Genomic DNA, 18,953 nt, shown 5'->3' with positions numbered 1-18,953 from the left:
GCTCAAGGGATCTCGCATGTTCTCGCTGGAACGCGCCGACGGCAGCCGCCGGGTCGGACTCTGGTCGCTGGTCGGGCTGCTGCTCGTCCCGCTCGTCCTGGCCGGCGGCTTCCTGGCCGCGACCTGGAAGTCCACCGACCGCCTCGACCGCGTGCAGGCCGCCGTGGTCAACCTCGACGAGCCGGTCAAGATCAACAAGCAGACCGTGCCGCTGGGGCGCCAGCTGGCCGGCGGTCTCGTGGACGGCAAGACCGGTGACGACACCGGCGACAAGGGCGACAAGGGCGAGGAGCGGGCCGCCGACACGAACTTCTCCTGGATCCTCACCGACGCCGACGACGCCCGCAGCGGGCTCGACTCCGGCCGCTACGCCGCGGTCGTCACCATCCCCAAGGACTTCTCGGCGCGCGCGACCTCCTACACCGACCAGTCCGGCGACTCCGCCGAGCAGGCCGTGCTCGACGTGCAGACCTCGCCGGTGAGCGGCATCTCCGACCCGGTCGTCGGCCAGGCCATCGCCAGTACGGCGACGCGGGTGCTCAACACGACCCTGACCGAGCAGTACGTGCAGAACGTCTTCGTCGGCTTCAACGACACCAAGAAGCAGTTCGCCAAGGTCGCCGACGCGGCCGGGCAGCTCGACGACGGCACGAAGCAGCTTGCCGACGGCCTCGGGCAGACCTCCGACGGCACGGCGAAGCTCTCCGACGGCCTCGACCAGCTCGACACCGGCGGCGGCCAGCTCGCCAGTGGGGCCAAGCAGCTGAGCAGCGGGCTCGGCCAGTACGCCGACGGCGTCGGTACGCTCGCCGACAAGACCGCGGCGCTGCCCAAGGGCGGGCGCCAGATCGCCGACGGCGTCGCCGGGATCGAGTCCGGGCTGAAGCAGTACCAGAAGGCCCTGCGCGAGCAGGCCGACAAGGCGGCGGCGGCGAAGGCGCCGAAGCAGCCGACCCAGGCCGACTTCGCCGCCGCGGCCGCCGCGCTGCCGCCGCCCAAGCTGACGCTGCCGACCTCCTGCGACGACATCGACAAGGGCCTGAGCGTGCCGCTCACCCCCGAGCAGTGCGGGGCCGTCCTCAAGACGGTCGGCCAGGCGGCGGGTGGTGGCTACCAGGCCGGCGTCGGCGGCGGCATCACGGCCGCGAGCACGGTGTTCGCGGGCTACCTCGAGCCGCTCGGGGTCTACGCGGGCAAGCAGGGGGCGGCCCAGGCGCTCGACGGCGCCGCCGGCGGGCTCAGCACCAAGGACAAGAAGACCGGTCAGAGCATCCTGTCCGGCACCGGGCAGCTCGCGGACGGCGCCGACCAGCTCGCCGACGGGCTCACGCCGCTCGCGGCTGGCATCAAGCAGCTCGACACCGGTGCGTCCAAGCTCGCCGACGGGGCGAGCGGTCTCAGCGACGGCGTCGCGCAGTACACCGGCGGCGTCCACGGCGTGGCCACGGGCGCCCAGCAGCTGAGCGGCGGCCTGGTCAAGCTGTCGGCGGGCGCCGACAAGCTGGCCGACGGCACGGGCCAGCTGGCCGACGGGCTCAAGTCCGGCGCGAAGCAGATCCCGACGTACGACAAGCAGGCGCGCGAGCGGCTCTCGACGGTCGTCGCGGCGCCGGTGACGACGCCGGACGTGACCTCGGTCTTCTCCAACGTCGCGACCACGACCCTGCTGGCCGTGCTCGCGCTGTGGGTCGGCGGCCTGTCCAGCTACCTCGTGCTGCGGGCCGTGTCGGCCAAGGCGCTGTCGAGCATGAAGTCGTCCTGGCGCCTGAGCCTGGAGAGCCTGCTCCCGGCGGCCCTCGTGGCCGCCGTGCAGTCGGTGGTCCTGACCGTGCTGATGGACGCGCTGCTCGACCTGACCGCCGGGCAGACCGTACGGTTCCTCGGCCTGAGCCTGCTCGCCGGGCTCGTGTTCGTGGCGCTCAACCAGGCCCTGGTGGCGTGGTTCGGCGGGGTCGGACGGTTCGTGTCGGTGGTGCTCGTCGTGCTGACGGCCGCCGCGGCTCTGACCTCGGCCGTGCCGGCGGTGTTCGACTCGATCACCCCGCTGCTGCCGCTCACCCCGGCCCTGCAGGGCATGCGCGCCGTGGTCACGGGCAACGGCGGAGGTGCCCAGGCGGCGCTGCTGCTCGCCTGGCTCGTCGTCGGGCTCGCCGCCGGCGTGCTGGCGACGGCACGGCGCCGGACCCTCCGCTCCACCGCGCTCGTCGCGTCACCCGCCCGCTAGCCGCGTCCCGCCCCGTACGCCCGCCCCCTGCTCTCGGCGGGCCGGGGGTGTGCCGGTTTCCCAAGAGGTCTTGGGGAACCGGCACTCCTCACGGCGGATACGCCATGAGCAGTGCAGGGTTCCCAAGACCTCATGGGAAACCGACAGAGCTCACGCAACGGCCGAGGGCCGGGGCCTGGGCCTCGGAGCCCAGGGGGGTGCGTCAGGCCAGGGCGCGCACGCACTGCTCGAGCTCGCCGAGGGCGTCGGCGAGCGGAACCTTCGGCGACCAGCCCCAGCCGCGGGCCCGGTCGGTCCGGATCTGGCCGGTCCAGGCCGGGCCGTCCTCCCACACGGGCTCGACGCCGAGGGCGCGGGCGACCGTCCCGAGGTAGTCGCCGATCGTGGCCGGCTCCCCGGCCACGTTCACCGCGGTGCAGCCGCCGGCGACGGGGCCGTGCGCGACGTCCTCGGCCGCCGGGATGCGCGCGGTGGCGAGGTCGGCGACGAGCGCGGCCAGGTCCTCGACGTGCACCCAGCGGAACGTCTTGCGGGCGATGTCGTGCCGGTCCTGCTCGTGGTCGCGGACCTGCTGCGGGCGCAGGGTGTTCCAGACCGAGGTGTCACCCGCCCCGAGGATGGCCGGCGGCCGCACGAGCACCCGGGTGATCCCGTCGACCGCGCAGACGGCGGCGTCGGTGTCGCGCTTGGTGAGGGGGTAGACGTCCGCGTCGTCCCCGACGAGCGGGAAGTCCTCGTCGATGTCGGAGCTGTCGTCGGGCTGGCCGTAGACCGCGCAGGTCGACAGGTGCACGACCCGGTCGACCCCGGCGTCGCGAGCGGCGCGCACGAGGCGGGAGGTGTCCTCGACGCCGACGCGGTGCTGGGTCTGGAGGTCGCTGCCCATCGGGTGCACGGTCGTGACCACGGCGTCTGCACCGGCCACGACCTGTGCCGCGAAGTGCGCGTCGCCGAAGTCGCCCACGCGCTCCTCGAGCCCGTCCAGCCGCGGGGCCGTCCCCGGGCGCCGGACCACCGCCCGCACGGTCGCGCCCCGGCGGACCAGCGCGTCGCTCACCCGCGCGCCCACCAGGCCGTTCGCGCCGGTCACCACCACGACGGGGCTGTGCCCCTGCTCTGACGTCATGCCGCCAGCCTGGCACCCGCGCCCTACGCCCCCGGCGCCGGCGGCGTCGGTCCGACCCGCGGACGGCGCGGTCAGGCCAGGGCGGCCACGAGCACGTCGCGCAGGGCGCTCAGCAGCGAACCGTCCGGGTCGTGCGAGGGGTTCACCTCGGTGACGACCACCGCCGCCAGCCCCACCCCCTGGGCCAAGGTGCGCAGGCACACGGACAGCTCGTCGAGGGCGAGGCCGTTGAAGTGCGGGAAGTTCGCGAGCGGGAAGGCACCGGTGTCCAGCACGTCGACGTCGACGTGCAGCACGACCCGGTCCGCCGCCCTGGCCAGGCGCGACCAGGCCGTCGACGCGCTCCCGGCCGGGTCGTCCCGTACCTCCGGTGCCGGCGTGGCCGACAGGCGCAGCCGGGTGAGCGTCGTCCACTGCTGCTCGTCGAGCTCGGCCGGGTCGAAGCCGAAGAGCTCGACCTCCTCGGGCCGCAGCAGGGGACCGTCCTGCCCGAGGTCGGCGAGCGCCGCGGAACCGCCGCCGAGCAGGTGGGTCGTGCCCATCGTGTCCAGGACGCCCGAACCGCTCAGCTCCGGACGGTTCAGGTCGACGTCCCCGTCGAGGTAGAGCAGCCCGACCCGGCCCGTCCGCCGCAGCCCGGCCACCACGCCCAGGGTGGTCGTGCAGTCCCCGCCGAGCACGAGCGGGACCTCGCCCGCACCGGCCACCCGTGCGACGGCGTCGGCCACCTCCAGGCACGTCGCGCGTACGCGGTCGGCGTCGCGCACGCCCTCGACCCGGGGGCTCGGGCGGTGGGTCCGCACCGCGAGGTCGCCGTGGTCGGTCACCTGGGCACCGGCCCGGCCCAGGGCGTCGACGAGCCCGTGCTCGCGCCAGGCCGCCGGCGCCCGCTCCTGCCCGGCGTTGTGCGAGCCCGCGCTGGTCGGGACGCCGACCAGACCGAAGGTGCGGCGGACGTCCTGGGCGGCCGGCGAGGTCACCGGCCGAGCGTAGGGTCCGGCGGTCCGCCGGCACCAGGCCCGGAGGCGGTCCGGCTCAGCGCGAGCCGGCTCCCAGCCGCCGCACCTCGTCGAGCACGCCGGGCATCGCCGCCTCGACGGCGGCGAGCGTGTCCTCGAAGCCCTCCGGGCCGCCGTACCAGGGGTCCGGCAGCCCGGAGCCCTCCGGCGCGGCGGGGTCGTGGTCGCTCAGCAGCGAGAGGTTGTCGGCCTCGGGCGCCATCCGCAGCATGCGGTCGACGTGCAGGGGCTCGGCGGCGATGACGAGGTCCGCCCCGGCGATCTCGTCGGGGGTGATCTGGTGCGCGGAGTGGCCGCCGGCGCGGTAGCCGTGGGCCTCGAGGACGCGACGCGCCCGCGGGTCGATCGGCTCGCCGAGCTCCTCGCGGCTCGTCCCCGCGCTCGTGAACCGCACCTGGTCGGACAGGCCGGCCTCGGCGGCCATCTTCTCGGCCACCCGCTCGGCCATCGGGGAGCGGCAGATGTTGCCCCAGCAGACGAAGACGACCTCGACCGGGCGCCCGCTCACGCGCGGCCGTCCTCGGGGCCGTCGGCGTCGCCCGCCTCGCCGGGCGCGCGCCCGGACTGCCACCAGCTGCGTACGCGGCTGGCGGCCGCCCCGCCAACGGAGCCGGCCAGGCCGCCGATCCTGCCGACCAGCCCGACAAGCGGGTCGGAGGAGGAGGTGAACGCCGTCGAGTACGACGCGGCGGCCTCGCGCACGTCCTCCGCGATCGGGGCCCCCGCCTCGTCGGAGCGGCGCAGGTAGTCCCCGGCCAGGATCGCGCGGTACTCAGGGCCGGCCGCCCACTGCTGCAGCTCGGCGGCGCGCAGCGCGGCCAGCGGGTGCGTCGACCCGGTCACCTGCAGCAGCCGCAGCACGGAGTCGCGCACGTCGCGGCTGGCCTGGTAGTCCTTGGCCTGGTCGAGGAACCCGGCCACGTCCATGTCGTCGGGGTCGAGCGCGCCGGCCATCGCGGCGTGCACCCGCAGCGCCGTCGTCGGGTCCTGCGTGCAGAGCAGGCCAGCCCGGTCGGCCGACAGCTCCGACTTGCGGAACCACTCGCCGAGCGCCAGCACGATCACCCGCAGCCCCCACGAACCGACGGGCAGCCAGGAGACCGACTGGCTCAGGCTCAGCAGCTGGAGCAGCAGCGTGCGGTAGATCGCGTGGCCCGACAGCACGTGGCCGACCTCGTGGCCGACGACGAACCGCAGGCCCTCGGCGTCCACCATCTGCAGCATCCCCGTCGAGAGCACGATCACGGGCCGGTCGAGGCCGATGGTGACCGCCTCCGGCACCGGGTTCATGGTCACGAACAGCTCGGGCACGGGGTGCAGGTCGAGCGTCGTCGCGCACTCGGCGACGATCGCGTGCAGCTCCGGGTACTGCCGCACCGACGTCCGGATCGAGGTCGCGAGGTAGAGGAGCCGGACGCTGCGCTCGCCGACCACGCCGGAGACCGCCCGCAGCACCGTGTCGAAGCCGGGCAGGGCCCGCAGCGCCACCACGGCGCCCCGGTCGGCCGGGTGCTCGTACGCCCGCGGGCTGATGTCGGGGAAGCGCATCCGGCCCGGGCGCAGGGTCCGCTCGGAGGCGTAGCTCATGCGAGGGCCCGGTTCACGCGCGGGTGCCGCGCAGGCGGCGCGCCGGCTGGTTGCGGTCGGGGAGGAACGCGTTGAGCACGAAGCTGACGACCGAGACGATCACGGCGCCGAGCAGCGCGGTCCAGAAGCCGTCGACGGACCAGCCGATCCCGATCTTGTCCGCGACCCACGAGGTGAGCAGCAGCATCAGCGCGTTGATCACGAGCAGGAAGACCCCGAGCGTGATCAGCACGACGCAGGCGGTGACCGCGGTGAAGATCGGCTTCACCACGGCGTTGACGACGCCGAAGATCAGCGCGACGACGAGCAGCACGAGGACCTTGTCGCCGGTGCCCTGCGCGGTCAGCGTGATGCCGGACAGCAGCCAGGTGGCGACGGCGAGGGCGGCCGCGTTGGCGACGAGCCGGAGGAGGAAGCGCACCGTTCCAGTGTCCCAGCCGCGGGTCCTTCTGCGGACCCGCGGCGTCCCGGCTGCTCCGGAGGTCTTCAGGCGACCTCGTCGTGCGCCCGCTGCGAGGCCGAGACGTCCTCGAGGTGGGTGATCGCCCACTCCTGCAGCGCCCGCAGCGGCTCGCACAGGGTGCGCCCGGCCTCGGTCAGCGCGTACTCCACGCGCACCGGGACCTCCGGGTGGACGGTGCGGCGCACCAGGCCATCGCGCTCGAGCCCCCGCAGGGTCTGGGTCAGCATCTTCTGCGAGACGCCCTCCACGCGGCGGGCCAGCTGCGAGAACCGGGCGTCGCCCTCGGCGAGCACGCCGACGACGAGCACCGTCCAGCGGTCGCCGATGCGGTCGAGGATGCGCCGGGTCGGGCAGTCGGCGCGGTAGGGGTCCCCGAGCAGCGGCACGGGACCCGGAGCGGAGGAGGTGGTTACCACGAAGTGCCTACTTCCCAAAGGAGAGTTGCAAACGTACGGTGATCAGCGTGCGCCGTCCGGCGCCGTCTGTCCAGCACGAAGGGTCGCGCAGTGTCACGCATCGTCGTCATCGGAGGAACCGGGTACGCCGGGTCCGCCATCGCCACCGAGGCCGCCCGTCGCGGCCACCAGGTCACGGCGCTCAGCCGGTCGCTCCCCGAGGAGCCGACGCCCGGGGTCGAGCACGTCCAGGGCGACGCGCTCGACGAGGCCACCCTCGCCTCCGTAGTCGACGGCGCGGAGGTCGTCGTCGCCGCGCTCTCCCCGCGCGGGGCGATCACCGACCGGTTCCGCGAGGTCAACCGGACCATCGCCCGCCTGGCCGACGAGGCCGGTGCGCGGCTGTTCGTCGTCGGCGGCTACACCTCGCTGCGGCCCGCGGCGGGCGCGCCGCGCTTCGTGACCGACGTGAGCCACGTGCCGGAGGCGATCCTGCCCGAGGTGCTGACCGGGGCGGCCCAGGTCGTCGAGGACCTGCCCGCGACGCCCGACAGCCTCGACTGGGTCTTCGTCAGCCCGGCTCTGGCCTTCGGCGCGTACGCCCCGGGCGAGGCGACCGGGGCCTACCGCCTCGGCGACGAGGTGGCGCTCAGCCCCGAGGACGGCGGCGCCATCTCGGCGCCGGACTACGCCCTCGGCTTCGTCGACCTGATCGAGGCCGGCCAGCACCACCGCCAGCAGGTCAACCTCGCGGTCTGAGCGCGCGTCGAACGCCCCCAGAGCGCGTCGAACGCCCCCTGAGCTCGTCGAACGCCCCCTGAGCTCGTCGAAGGGCCTCGTCAGAGGTCGGCTCCTCCCACGCCGACCACTGCGTGGCCCTTCGACAAGCTCAGGGGGCGTTGCCGCGCTCGTGGTGCGGTGCGCCCGCGGGGGCCGCGGCCGGAGGTGGCAGGGTCTGGTGCATGCACATCGTCGTCACGGGTGGTTCGGGCAAGCTCGGCGGGGTCGTGGTGGAGCACCTGCTCTCCCTCGGCCACCGCGTCACGAACGTGGACTCCAAGCCGGTGCCCGAGGGCGGCCTCGGCGCGGGCGCGCGGTTCCTGCGGATCGACCTCACCGACTACGGGCAGGTCGTCGAGGCGCTCACCGGGATCGACGACGCGTACGACGCCGTCGACGCGGTCGTGCACCTGGCCGCCATCCCCGCGCCGGGCCTGACCGCCAACGCGGCGACCTTCGGCAACAACGTGCCCTCGACGTTCCACGTCTTCCAGGCCGCCAAGCTCGCCGGCATCCACAAGGTCGTCTGGGCCTCGAGCGAGACCGTCCTGGGCCTGCCCTTCGACACCCCGCCCGCGTACGTCCCGGTCGACGAGGCGGTCCACGAGCCGAACTCGACCTACTCCCTCGGCAAGGTCGTCGAGGAGGCGATGGCGGCGCAGTTCTGCCGCTGGGACCCCGAGCTGTCGATGGTCGGCCTGCGCTTCTCCAACGTCATGCGCGTCGAGGACTACGCCGCCTTCGGCGACTACACCGCCGACCAGCGCCGCTTCAACCTGTGGTCCTACATCGACGCCCGCGACGCCGCCCAGGCGGTGGAGCTCTCGCTGGCGTACGAGCCGCGCGGCATGGAGGTGTTCGTCATCGCGTCGCCCGACGTCGTGCCCCACGTCCCGGTCGAGCAGCTGCTGCGCGAACGGTTCGGCGAGGTCGAGCACACCCGCGAGCTCGGTGAGTACGAGTCGCCGCTGAGCATCGACAAGGCCCGGAACCTCCTCGGCTACGACCCGCAGCACAGCTGGCGCGACGAGGTCTGAGGTCGGCGGGGGCCGCGCGCGCCGCCGCGCGGCCCGCATGGGGTAGGCAGGACCCATGGACTACGTGAAGCTCGGCAGCACCGGACTCGACGTCTCCCCGGTCTGCCTGGGGTGCATGACGTACGGCGACCCCGCGCGGGGCGGCCACTCCTGGTCGCTGCCCGAGGACGAGGCGCGCCCGTTCTTCGAGCGGGCCGTCGAGGCCGGCATCAACTTCTTCGACACCGCCGACGTCTACTCCGACGGCTCCAGCGAGGAGATCACCGGCCGGGCGCTCAAGGAGCTGATCCCGCGCGAGGACCTGGTGCTGGCCACCAAGGTCTTCAACCCGATGCGTCCGGGCCGACCCAACGGCAAGGGCCTCTCGCGCAAGGCGATCCTGACCGGGATCGACGCGTCGCTCACCCGGCTCGGCATGGACTACGTGGACCTCTACCAGATCCACCGCTGGGACTACGGCACGCCGGTCGAGGAGACGATGGAGGCGCTGCACGACGTCGTGAAGTCGGGCAAGGCCCGCTACATCGGGGCCTCGTCGATGTACGCGTGGCAGTTCCAGAAGGCGCAGAACGTCGCGATCGCGAACGGGTGGACCCCCTTCGTGACCATGCAGGACCACTACAACCTCCTCGCCCGCGAGGAGGAGCGCGAGATGCTGCCGTACTGCGTCGACTCCGGCGTCGGCGTGATCCCGTGGAGCCCGCTGGCCCGCGGCCGCCTGACCCGGCCCTGGGACTCGAGCACCAACCGTTCCGAGACCGACGAGTTCGGCAAGAACCTCTACAACGACGGCGACGCCCAGATCGTGCAGTCGGTCCTCGACGTCGCGCAGGCCCGCGGCGTCGCGGCGGCGAGCGTCGCGCTGGCCTGGGTGCTGCGCCACCCGGCGGTGACCGCACCGATCGTCGGCGCCTCCAAGCCCCACCACCTCGACGACGCCGTCGCCGCGATCGACCTCGAGCTCACCGACGACGAGGTCGCCCAGCTCGAGGCGGCGTACACCCCGCGCGAGAACGCCGGGTTCCAGTGACCCGCTGACCCTTCTGAGCGCGACCGCGCGCGCACGGCGCTCACGCGCGGGCCGCCGTCCGCGATCGCGCGATCTTGTGTCGATCGCGCGTGTTGCAACACGCGCAGACGCACTGAAAGCGAGCAGACGTACGGGCGGCGGTCCGAGTCAGGTGGACCTTCGCGTCACGCCGGCACGGGGCGACCCCGGCCGAAGGCCCGCTCGAGCCGCGCGAACCAGTCCCGAGGGTTCTCCAGGTCGGCCCAGACCCAGCGCACGACCTGCCAGCCGAGGTCGCGCAGCCGGTCCTCGCGCAGCTTCTCGCGCCAGAGCGCTTGGGCGGGGTCCTGGTCGGGTGCGAGGTCCAGGCCGTACTTGATCCTCCCGTCGAACTCGCCGATCACGCCGAGCGAGGGCCACGCGAAGTCCACGCGGGCCACGACAACACCCCGCGCGTCCCGGACGCGCAGCTGCGGCTCCGGTGCGGGCAGTCCGCGTTCGAGCATGAGCACGCGGCTGATCGACTCGCCGTAGCTCTCGCTGCGCCCGTCCAGCAGCTCGAGCGCCCGCCGCGCTCGGCCGACGCCGTGCCGCGTCCCTACCCCCGTGAGAACGGCGGAAAGGTCAGCAGGGTGCAGCCCCAGGCGCAGCGCTCCGTCGCCGATCGCCACGCCGTCAGGGAGCGGCAGGCTGCACGCGAGGTCGACGACCGTGCGCGGCAGGGCGGTCGTCGGCACCCCGTCGACCGCAGCGACGTGCTCCTGCGGCAACGGCAGCCCGTGCACCCGCAGCCACTTCCGCCGCTGCCCGCCGCCGCGTCGGTCGCGGGTGAGGTGCACCGTGTCCAGCGCGACCTGCGGCACCTCGAGACCGTGCAGGACGGCGGCGGAGCCGTGACTCACGACCGCACCCGGGTGCCCCTGCCTGAGGGTCGCGGTGATCAACCGGCGGTGAACCTGGGTGAGGTCGTCGGCCCACTCGTCGGGGCCCACGTAAGCCCCCCGCCGCAGCCGACGAAGGCTTCCGTCGCCCACGGCGGAGCGGATGTCTCCTGCATTCAGCCCTCCGGCCACGAGCTCCCGGGCGAGTCGGATGTCGTCCACGAGGAAAGCCGACCACGGGTGCGAGCGTCCCTGACCCGTTGTGCACAGGGCCTGCTTTCGCGGGCCTCGCGGCCGACCCGGCGCGGCGTAGCCGTCCCCACCCGACTCTCGACTGCGTCTGCTCGACTTTCTGACGTTCGCGCGTGTTTGAACACGAGCAGACGTCACAAGATCGAGCGAACGCAGCCGAGGGGTAGGTCCTCGCCGTCGGGTCAGACGTTCGCGCGCTCGGCGCCGAGGGTGGTGTCGTCGCCGTGGCCGGTCTTGACGACCGTGTCGTCCGGGAGCACGAACAGCCGCTCCCGGATGGAGCGGACGAGCAGGTCGCGGTCGCTGAACGATCGCCCCGTCGCTCCCGGACCGCCGTTGAAGAGCGTGTCGCCGGTGAACACGACCCCGAGGTCGGGGGCGTAGAGGCAGACGCCGCCGGGGGAGTGCCCCGGCGTCGCGACGACCTCCAGGGTCGTGCCCGCCACGTCGATGCGCTGCCCGTCCGTCAGCGAGCCGTCCGGGTCCTGGTCGTGGGTGAGGTGCCAGACCTCGGACTCGGCGGGGTTCAGCAGGACGGGCGCGCCCGTGACGTGCCCGAGGTCCGGCGCGAACCGGACGTGGTCGTCGTGGCCGTGGGTGCAGAGCACGGCGACGACGCGGCGCTTCCCGACGAGCCCGAGGATGGCCTCGACGTCGTGCGGTGCGTCGACGACCACGCACTCCTCGTCGTCGCCGACGACCCAGACGTTGTTGTCGACGTCGTACGTCTGCCCGTCCAGGCTGAACGTCCCCGACGTGACCGTGTGGTCGATGCGCGCCGTCACGACGCGGCCTCGTCCGGGCCCGACGAGTTGGTGGTCCCGCCGATCGACACCGGTGGGGTGTCGTCGAGGACGACGACCGAGCGCAGCACGTCGCCCGTCTTCATCCGGCTGAACGCCTCCTCGACGTCGTCGATCCCGATCTCCTCGGTGACGAAGGTGTCGAGCGGCAGCCGGCCCTGGAGGTAGAGGTCGACGAGCATCGGGAAGTCGCGGCTCGGCAGGCAGTCGCCGTACCAGCTCGACTTCAGCGAACCGCCGCGCCCGAAGACGTCCAGCAGCGGCAGCTCGAGCTTCATCTCGGGCGTCGGCACGCCGACGAGGACGACCGTGCCGGCGAGGTCGCGGCCGTAGAACGCCTGCAGCCAGGTCTCCGGGCGGCCCACCGCGTCGATGACGACGTCGGGACCGAACCCGCCGGTGAGCGACTGCATCGCCTCGACCGGGTCGGCGTCACGAGCGTTGACCGCCTCGGTCGCGCCCAGCGCGCGGGCGACGGCGAGCTTTCGCTCGTCGACGTCGATGGCGATGATCGTGCTGGCACCGGCCAGCCGGGCACCGGCGACGGCCGCGGCGCCCACGCCGCCGCAGCCGATCACGGCGACCGAGTCGCCGCGGGTGACGCCGCCGGTGTTGATCGCCGCGCCGAGACCGGCCATCACGCCGCAGCCGAGGAGGCCGGCGGCGGCCGGGCGGGCGCGCGGGTCGACCTTGGTGCACTGGCCCGCGGCCACGAGCGTCTTGTCCATGAACGCGCCGATGCCGAGCGCCGGGGACAGCTCGGTGCCGTCCTCCAGGGTCATCCGCTGCGTCGCGTTGAAGGTGTTGAAGCAGTACCAGGGCCGGCCCCGGCGGCAGGCGCGGCAGGTGCCGCAGACCGCGCGCCAGTTGAGGATCACGTAGTCGCCGGGCTCGAGGTCGCGCACGTCGTCGCCGACCTGCTCCACGACGCCGGCCGCCTCGTGCCCGAGCAGGTACGGGTAGTCGTCGCCGATCCCGCCCTCGCGGTAGTGCAGGTCGGTGTGGCACACCCCGCACGTGAGGATCCGCACCACCGCCTCGCCGGGTCCGGCGTCCGGCACGACGACCGTCACCTTCTCGACCGGCGCACCCTTGCTCCGCGCGATGATCCCCTGCACCTGCTGAGGCACGTGACCTCTCCTTCCCGCTGTCGGACGGTCCGGTCATCGTAGGGCGGACCTCCCGCGCCGCCGGGCGGGAGCACGGCGCTCCGCGGGCGCCCGGCACCCCGAGTGTCCGCGCGCGTCGGACGCGCTGGGTCGAACCCGTCCCCGCCGCACCCGCGATCCCGTACGGTTCCCCGGACAAGAACGGCGCCGAGACCAGCGACACGATCAGCGCCGAGGCAGGACCGACGACAGGTCGAGGAGGGACGTGGGCGGCTTCCGGCGCGCGGGCGCGGCGGTCCTCGACGACGTCGTCATCCTCGTGCGCGACACCGTCGTGGTCCTGTTCCGGCTCCTGCCGCAGATCCTCGCCGTCTGGCTGCTGGGGTGGCTGGGCGACCGCCTCGCCCTGCAAGCCGCGTCGATCGTGGGCGACACGAGCGGCTGGGGTGCGGTCGTCATCTTCTCGACCAGCTTCCTCTTCGACCTCGTCGCCGTGGTCGTGATCCTCCGGCTCGTCGGCGAGGAGCTGGGCATCCAGGCCCTGGTGCCGACCTCGGGACCGGCGTCGGAGGGCGGCGAGGGCCGTACCAGCCTGACCCGGCTCGTCTCGGTCACGCTGCTGCCCTTCCTGGGTCTGTACTCCGCCTTCGGCCTGGTGAACGACAAGGCGTCCGCGCTGGCCAACGAGCAGTACTTCCGCAACGGGGTCTTCACGGGCGGTCCGACCGTGCTGAGCTCGGTGCGGGGGCTCGCGACGAACCACGCGGGGTGGATGCTGGCCCTGCTCGTCGGCCTCTACCTGCTGCGCCGCCTGATGGACCACCTCCACGAGCGCACCGGCGTCGGGCTGCTCGGCATCGCCACCGCCGTGGTCGAGTCCTTCTTCCTGCTCGTCGTGATCTACGGCGGGTTCGTGCTGCTGCAGCGCCCCCGGAACTGGCTGAGCGACCGCGCGTTCGTCGGCTGGGTCGACAGCGCGGGCGAGGCCGTGGAGCGTGCCCTCGCGTCCCTGGACCTGCACCTGCCGGAGCTGCTGCACCGCATCGGGGGCTTCCTGGCCGACCCGGTGTGGCCGATGTTCTGGACGGTGGTGTCGCAGCCGATCATCTGGCTGGCCGTGGCGGCGCTGGTGTACGGGTCGCAGGTCCTCTCGCTCGCCGACCTGTGGCGGCGCGGCCGCCCGGCGGCGGCCCGGGTGGTCGGGGCCTCGCGCTTCGACCGCCGCAGCGACAAGCGTGCCCTCCGGGCGGCGGCGCCGCGCGGGGTGAAGCGCGTCGGGAACGAGGTCCGCGAGGCGTTCCTCGGCGACATCGACGACAAGTACCTCCCGACCTTCCACTCCCTGCAGCTGGTGCTGCGGGCCGGCGTCAGCTTCCTCGGCGCCTTCGTGCTCGTCTACACCGCGGTCCTGGTCGGGCAGAACGAGGTCCGCCAGCTCTACCGCGCCGTCTTCGGCGGTCGCGACATCGAGTTCTGGTACATGGCCGACCCCTACGTCAGCCTCCTCGAGGGGCTGCCCTGGGAGCCTCTGCGCCTCTGCCTCCTCGCGGTCGCCTTCCGCCGCTGCCTGGAGCTCTTCCAGCGTCGTTCGCAGGCCGGGTCCGACCGGGCCGACGGGGCCGACGGGCCCGGTGCCGGTGAACCGGTCGCGCCCCGGTCGGACGCCGCGTACGCGGAGGTCCCCGCGTGAGCTGGACCGTCTCCCGGACGCGGCTCGCCTCGGTCGTGCTGGCGGTCGTCCTGGTCACCCTCGCCGCCGTCGCCTACCGGGTCACCGACTCCGAGAGCAGGTACGAGCTGGTCCCGGCCCCGCTGGACACCGACGTCTCGTACGAGTCGGGCTCGCTCCGCGTGAGCGACGTCCGGGTGGCCGACCAGATCCAGCTCGGCCGCGCGTTCCTGCGGACCCAGGGGATGTTCGTCGTCGTCCACGTCACGCTCAGCGCGAGCGGTCGCGACAGCCTGCTCATCAGCGACACCCGGGTGCTGAGCTCGAGCGGGACGACGTACGCCAGTGCGCTGTCCCTCGGGCAGGTGACCAAGGCCGAGCCCGGCTTCGAGACCTCGCGCGACTACGTCTTCGAGGTCGACCCGACCCGGATCGACGACCTGACGCTCGAGGTCTGGAACGTGGGCGTCCTCGCCGCGTACTACGAGCGCACACGCACGCCGCTGGGCATCACCGCCGGGAACGCCGCCCGGTGGGCGGAGGCGGGGAGAGGTCGCACCGTGCCGGTGCCCACGGACGAGGTCACGAGGGCCCTGCCGTGAGCGCGCACCAGCCGCAGACGCCGCCGGAGCCGCCCGGGTCGCTCGGGGTGCAAGCAGCTGCCTGGCCGCCGCCGGCAGGACCTCGGCTCAGGACGCGGCTCACGCCCGCCCGGCTGCGGGCGTGGCTGAACGCCCTCCTCGCCGTGCTGCTGGTCGCCCTCTACCTCGTCGCGCAGCACACCTACACGGCCACGCACCTGCCGCCGCCGCGGTTCCAGGTGCTGGCGCCCGGAGCGGTCGCGCACGGGACGTGGGCGGACTTCCGGCTGCTGTCGCTCACCCGCACCGATCGGTGGGGGACCGAGTCGGACGACGAGGCGGGCGAGCCGCAGCCGGGCGCGGAGTGGGTCGTCGCGCGCCTCGAGGTCACGCCCCGCCACCGGCAGGACATCGAGCTCTGCCAGCTGCTGCTCGCCGTCACCGACGGACGCACCTGGGAACCGGCGTCGTTCGACACCCCGACCCACGAGGGTCTGTCCTGCGTGCCCGAGGAACCGCCCGCGCAGACGGGGGTGACCTACCCGGTCGTGGTCGCCTACGAGGTGCCGTCCGTCGACGTCGACGACGTCGCCGGGCTCGCGCTCGACCCCTTCAGCTGGCGCCGCTACCAGCTCCTCCGGCCGCCGGCCTGAGCCGCGCTCAGTCCTTCAGCTGCTCCACGGGCAGGGTCATGGTGCTGGCGTCGCGGCCCGGTCGCCAGGCCTTCTCGTCGCCGAAGATGTACGGCGTCGTGTACTCCTGCTCGAAGACGACGACGAGCAGCGCGTCCCCCGGCGGCTGGGCGAAGGTGAACGACATCGTCCACGGCACGGGCGGCAGCCCGGGGGTGAGCACCGAGACGTCCGACAGCGCCCCGCCCGCGCCGACGGTGGCCGACTGGTACTCCTGGACCTCACGCGTCGCGACCGAGCGCGCGTAGACGAAGGCCGACCCGCCCGAGCCGGGCCGGATGCTCTCGGTGCCGGTCGTGCGGGCCGTCCCGGTGACCTCGACCCGCCACCCGTCGTCGAAGGAGCTGCGCCGCGCGGTGGCCCGCTCGACGGTGACGACGTACGGGCCGGTCTCGATCGCCGAGCCGACCGGCACCGGGGTGATGGCGTCCTGGCGCCGCTCGAAGCCGCCGAGCAGGGCCACGGCCGCGACGAGGGCGACGACGACGAGCGCGACCACGGCGGTCAGGAGCCGGCCGCGACGCAGCAGCTCGGCCTCGGCCTGCTCCTCGTCCCCGGTGCGTTCGCGGGGCCCGGCGTCCGCGGGGGTCGTCACGGCGGCGAGTCTACGGTCCGCGCAGGTCGCGCGCCGAGGGTTCGACGAGCGATGTGCGCGGCTCTCCGCGACCGGCCGTCGCCCCCGTACGGGGACCCCGGACGAGGGGTCGGTCGCCTCCTGGACGCCCTCACGGGCCGCTCCCGCGGAACCGGGTCGCGGGTCGCGGCCCGCCGGGACCGGTTCGGCTGGGGTGTGCGGGTAGACTGTGAACCGTTCAAGGACGTCGTCGGCGGGGCCATCAGGCCCGGCCCGGCTCGTCCGCCGCGACGTCGCTGAGCGAGCCGGTCCTCCCAGGCCGGCCAGGCCCACGCGCGCCCGCGGCACCCTCCGACCCAGGGAGACCAACGCCTGTGCCCGATCAGCAGGACTCGACGCCCGAGCAGACCCAGCCCGGCCAGCCCGGTGAGAGCGCCGACGGCGCGTACGTCCTGCCCCCCGAGGACAGCGCGCCGCTCGACGACGACGTCACCGGCGGCCTGAGCGGCGACGAGGAGGGCATCGCCGGCGTCCCGCACGCCGACGAGGTCGCGGACGACGCGCTCTCCGAGGGCGACATGGCGCGCCTGCGCGCCGCCAACGTCGAGGCCGGCGTCTACGACTCCTCCTCGATCACCGTGCTCGAGGGCCTCGAGGCCGTGCGCAAGCGCCCCGGCATGTACATCGGCTCGACCGGTGAGCGGGGCCTGCACCACCTCGTCTACGAGGTCGTCGACAACTCCGTCGACGAGGCGCTGGCCGGCTACTGCGACACCATCGACGTCGCGATCCTGCCCGAGGGCGGCATCCGGGTGATCGACAACGGTCGCGGCATCCCGGTCAAGGAGCACCCGACCGAGAAGATCCCCGCCGTCAGCCTCGCGCTGACCGTGCTGCACGCCGGCGGCAAGTTCGGCACCGGCGGCTACAAGGTCTCCGGCGGCCTGCACGGCGTCGGCGTCTCCGTCGTCAACGCGCTGTCGTCGCACCTGACCGTCGAGGTCCGCCGCGACGGCTACCGATGGAGCCAGTCCTTCTCGCTCGGCGTGCCCGACGGCCCGCTCGAGCAGCACGAGGCGACCGACGAGACGGGGACCACGGTCACCTTCTACGCGAGCCCGGAGATCTTCGAGACGACGTCGTACACCTACGACACCCTCGTCGCCCGCTTCCGCGAGATGGCCTTCCTCAACAAGGGCCTGACGATCACGATCCGCGACGAGCGGCCGGACCGCGTCGACGAGGACGGCAAGCCGTTCTCCGACACGTTCTGCTACCGCGACGGCCTGATCGACTACGTCAAGTACCTGACGGGCAGCAAGGAGACGCTCAACCCGTCGGTCATCGCGCTCGAGGCCGAGCGCGAGGAGGCGGGCATGAGCCTCGAGCTGGCCATGCAGTGGAACATGTCGTACCAGGAGTCGGTCCACACCTTCGCCAACACGATCAACACCCACGAGGGCGGCACCCACGAGGAGGGCTTCCGCTCGGCGCTGACCAACACCGCCAACAAGTGGGGCGAGACCTGGGGCCTGATCAAGAAGCGCGAGGACCGCCTCTCCGGCGACGACATCCGCGAGGGCCTCACGGCGATCATCTCGGTCAAGCTCTCCGACCCGCAGTTCGAGGGCCAGACCAAGACCAAGCTCGGCAACACCCCGGTCCGCTCGTTCGTCGTGCAGGAGGTCAACGACAAGCTCGGCGCGTGGTTCGAGGAGAACCCGACCGAGGGCAAGATCATCGTCCGCAAGGGCCAGGCCGCGGCGATCGCTCGGATCGCGGCCCGCAAGGCGCGCGACGCCGCCCGCGACCGCAAGGGCCTGCTCGGCCGCAGCGGCCTGCCGGGCAAGCTCTCCGACTGCTCCTCCACCAACCCGGAGGAGTGCGAGGTCTTCATCGTCGAGGGCGACTCGGCCGGTGGTTCCGCGAAGGGCGGGCGCGACCCGCGTACGCAGGCGATCCTGCCGATCCGCGGCAAGATCCTGAACGTCGAGAAGGCCCGCATCGACCGGATCATGCAGAACAACGAGGTGCAGGCGATCATCTCCGCCCTCGGCACGGGCGTGCACGACGACTTCGACGTGGCCAAGCTGCGTTACCACAAGATCGTCATGATGGCCGACGCCGACGTCGACGGCGCCCACATCCGGACGCTGCTGCTGACGCTCATGTTCCGCTTCATGCGGCCGCTCATCGAGGGCGGGTACGTCTACCTCGCACAGCCCCCGCTGTTCAAGATCAACTGGACGAACGCGACGGCGGAGCTGGCGTACGACGACAACGAGCGCGACGCGCTGCTGCGGGCCGGCCAGGAGGCCGGGCGCCGGCTGCCCAAGGAGAACGCGATCCAGCGCTACAAGGGCCTCGGCGAGATGAACCCCGGCCAGCTGTGGGAGACCACGATGGACCCGGACCACCGGATCCTGCTCCAGGTGACCCTCGACGACGCCGCGCGTGCAGACGAGATGTTCTCGATCCTCATGGGCGAGGACGTCGACCAGCGCAGGACGTTCATCCAGCGCAACGCGAAGGACGTCCGATTCCTGGACATCTGAGCTCGGCTCTTCGTCCGGTCGCGCCGGTCGGTCGATGCCCCGTCCCGCCCTCGGCGCTGCACTCCGCTAGCGCTCCGTGCGGCGCCAAACGCCCGACCCACCCGGACGGGGCATCGACCGCCCGCCGCTCCCTCGTCTCCTCGGTCAGGTGTGCGGGTCGAGTCGCGCGTGCGGGCAGGACGCTCCCTGAGCTTGTC

The 18,953-nt window shown here is 73.1% G+C and carries 18 protein-coding genes; 8 read left to right on the top strand and 10 right to left on the bottom strand.

Translation table 11 applies throughout. The features are described from left to right. The first annotated feature begins 16 nt into the window (after window positions 1–16). Window positions 17–2,224 carry a YhgE/Pip domain-containing protein gene (locus tag BMY04_RS03790; RefSeq protein WP_170853970.1) on the top strand — a complete coding sequence of 736 codons (2,208 nt, stop codon included), beginning with the start codon at window positions 17–19 and terminating at the stop codon, window positions 2,222–2,224. 202 nt (window positions 2,225–2,426) lie between these two features. Here the strand turns inward: BMY04_RS03790 and BMY04_RS03785 are convergent, their stop codons facing one another. The 6 genes from BMY04_RS03785 to BMY04_RS03760 all read right to left on the bottom strand — a co-directional run bounded on the left by BMY04_RS03785 (window position 2,427) and on the right by BMY04_RS03760 (window position 6,805). After that, window positions 2,427–3,350: an NAD-dependent epimerase/dehydratase family protein gene (locus tag BMY04_RS03785; protein WP_091177723.1), complete on the bottom strand. Its 924-nt coding sequence runs from the start codon at window positions 3,348–3,350 to the stop codon at window positions 2,427–2,429. A gap of 71 nt (window positions 3,351–3,421) precedes the next feature. Continuing rightward, on the bottom strand, window positions 3,422–4,330 hold the full coding sequence (locus tag BMY04_RS03780; RefSeq protein WP_091177722.1) for an arginase family protein: 909 nt from the start codon (window positions 4,328–4,330) through the stop codon (window positions 3,422–3,424). Between the two features lie 55 nt (window positions 4,331–4,385). Continuing rightward, window positions 4,386–4,877, bottom strand: coding sequence for a low molecular weight protein-tyrosine-phosphatase (locus BMY04_RS03775; protein WP_269766188.1), 492 nt, complete (start codon window positions 4,875–4,877; stop codon window positions 4,386–4,388). Further along, window positions 4,874–5,956 (bottom strand): M48 family metallopeptidase, encoded by a 1,083-nt coding sequence (locus BMY04_RS03770; RefSeq protein WP_091177721.1) that lies wholly within the window; start codon window positions 5,954–5,956, stop codon window positions 4,874–4,876. The genes BMY04_RS03775 and BMY04_RS03770 overlap by 4 nt, the downstream gene beginning before the upstream one ends. Before the next feature lie 13 nt (window positions 5,957–5,969). Further along, a complete protein-coding gene (locus BMY04_RS03765; protein WP_091177720.1) occupies window positions 5,970–6,377 on the bottom strand; it encodes a phage holin family protein in 408 nt (135 codons plus the stop codon). A 65-nt stretch (window positions 6,378–6,442) separates the two neighbouring features. Then, window positions 6,443–6,805 (bottom strand): winged helix-turn-helix transcriptional regulator, encoded by a 363-nt coding sequence (locus BMY04_RS03760; protein ID WP_232506075.1) that lies wholly within the window; start codon window positions 6,803–6,805, stop codon window positions 6,443–6,445. Between the two features lie 120 nt (window positions 6,806–6,925). Here BMY04_RS03760 and BMY04_RS03755 point away from each other — a divergent pair, with 120 nt between their 5' ends. The 3 genes from BMY04_RS03755 to BMY04_RS03745 all read left to right on the top strand — a co-directional run bounded on the left by BMY04_RS03755 (window position 6,926) and on the right by BMY04_RS03745 (window position 9,661). Beyond that, window positions 6,926–7,573, top strand: a complete 648-nt coding sequence (locus BMY04_RS03755; protein WP_091177718.1) for an NAD(P)-dependent oxidoreductase — start codon at window positions 6,926–6,928, stop codon at window positions 7,571–7,573. A 203-nt stretch (window positions 7,574–7,776) separates the two neighbouring features. Continuing rightward, window positions 7,777–8,631, top strand: coding sequence for an NAD-dependent epimerase/dehydratase family protein (locus BMY04_RS03750; RefSeq protein ID WP_091177717.1), 855 nt, complete (start codon window positions 7,777–7,779; stop codon window positions 8,629–8,631). 55 nt (window positions 8,632–8,686) lie between these two features. Continuing rightward, on the top strand, window positions 8,687–9,661 hold the full coding sequence (locus tag BMY04_RS03745) for an aldo/keto reductase (protein WP_091177716.1): 975 nt from the start codon (window positions 8,687–8,689) through the stop codon (window positions 9,659–9,661). 164 nt (window positions 9,662–9,825) lie between these two features. Here BMY04_RS03745 and BMY04_RS03740 read toward each other — a convergent pair whose 3' ends face one another. The 3 genes from BMY04_RS03740 to BMY04_RS03730 all read right to left on the bottom strand — a co-directional run bounded on the left by BMY04_RS03740 (window position 9,826) and on the right by BMY04_RS03730 (window position 12,706). Next, window positions 9,826–10,542 carry a hypothetical protein gene (locus BMY04_RS03740; RefSeq protein ID WP_139209732.1) on the bottom strand — a complete coding sequence of 239 codons (717 nt, stop codon included), beginning with the start codon at window positions 10,540–10,542 and terminating at the stop codon, window positions 9,826–9,828. Window positions 10,543–10,955: 413 nt separating this feature from the next. Next, window positions 10,956–11,558: an MBL fold metallo-hydrolase gene (locus tag BMY04_RS03735; RefSeq protein WP_091177714.1), complete on the bottom strand. Its 603-nt coding sequence runs from the start codon at window positions 11,556–11,558 to the stop codon at window positions 10,956–10,958. After that, the gene (locus BMY04_RS03730) at window positions 11,555–12,706 is read right to left on the bottom strand and encodes an S-(hydroxymethyl)mycothiol dehydrogenase (RefSeq protein ID WP_091177713.1); all 1,152 of its coding nucleotides are present in this window, start codon (window positions 12,704–12,706) and stop codon (window positions 11,555–11,557) included. Before BMY04_RS03730 ends, BMY04_RS03735 begins: the two co-directional genes overlap by 4 nt. A 244-nt stretch (window positions 12,707–12,950) precedes the next feature. On the opposite strand from BMY04_RS03730, the gene BMY04_RS03725 reads away from it, so the two are divergent. From BMY04_RS03725 to BMY04_RS03715, 3 genes are read left to right on the top strand one after another with little or no spacing between them, the layout of a single operon-like run. Continuing rightward, the gene (locus tag BMY04_RS03725) at window positions 12,951–14,375 is read left to right on the top strand and encodes a hypothetical protein (RefSeq protein WP_091177712.1); all 1,425 of its coding nucleotides are present in this window, start codon (window positions 12,951–12,953) and stop codon (window positions 14,373–14,375) included. After that, the gene (locus BMY04_RS03720; protein ID WP_091177711.1) at window positions 14,372–14,956 is read left to right on the top strand and encodes a hypothetical protein; all 585 of its coding nucleotides are present in this window, start codon (window positions 14,372–14,374) and stop codon (window positions 14,954–14,956) included. Before BMY04_RS03725 ends, BMY04_RS03720 begins: the two co-directional genes overlap by 4 nt. Next, the gene (locus BMY04_RS03715) at window positions 14,953–15,588 is read left to right on the top strand and encodes a hypothetical protein (protein ID WP_091177710.1); all 636 of its coding nucleotides are present in this window, start codon (window positions 14,953–14,955) and stop codon (window positions 15,586–15,588) included. Before BMY04_RS03720 ends, BMY04_RS03715 begins: the two co-directional genes overlap by 4 nt. Window positions 15,589–15,595: 7 nt before the next feature. On the opposite strand, the gene BMY04_RS03710 is transcribed toward BMY04_RS03715, so the two are convergent. Next, window positions 15,596–16,222, bottom strand: coding sequence for a hypothetical protein (locus BMY04_RS03710; RefSeq protein WP_091177709.1), 627 nt, complete (start codon window positions 16,220–16,222; stop codon window positions 15,596–15,598). A gap of 557 nt (window positions 16,223–16,779) precedes the next feature. On the opposite strand from BMY04_RS03710, the gene gyrB reads away from it, so the two are divergent. Then, complete coding sequence (gene gyrB / locus BMY04_RS03705) at window positions 16,780–18,756, top strand: DNA topoisomerase (ATP-hydrolyzing) subunit B (RefSeq protein WP_091177936.1); 1,977 nt, start codon at window positions 16,780–16,782, stop codon at window positions 18,754–18,756. Window positions 18,757–18,953 lie beyond the last annotated feature (197 nt).

Source organism: Microlunatus flavus (genome assembly GCF_900110855.1).
GTDB classification, from domain to species: Bacteria; Actinomycetota; Actinomycetes; order Propionibacteriales; family Propionibacteriaceae; genus Microlunatus; species Microlunatus flavus.
This window is presented reverse-complemented; position numbering and strand designations above follow the sequence as displayed.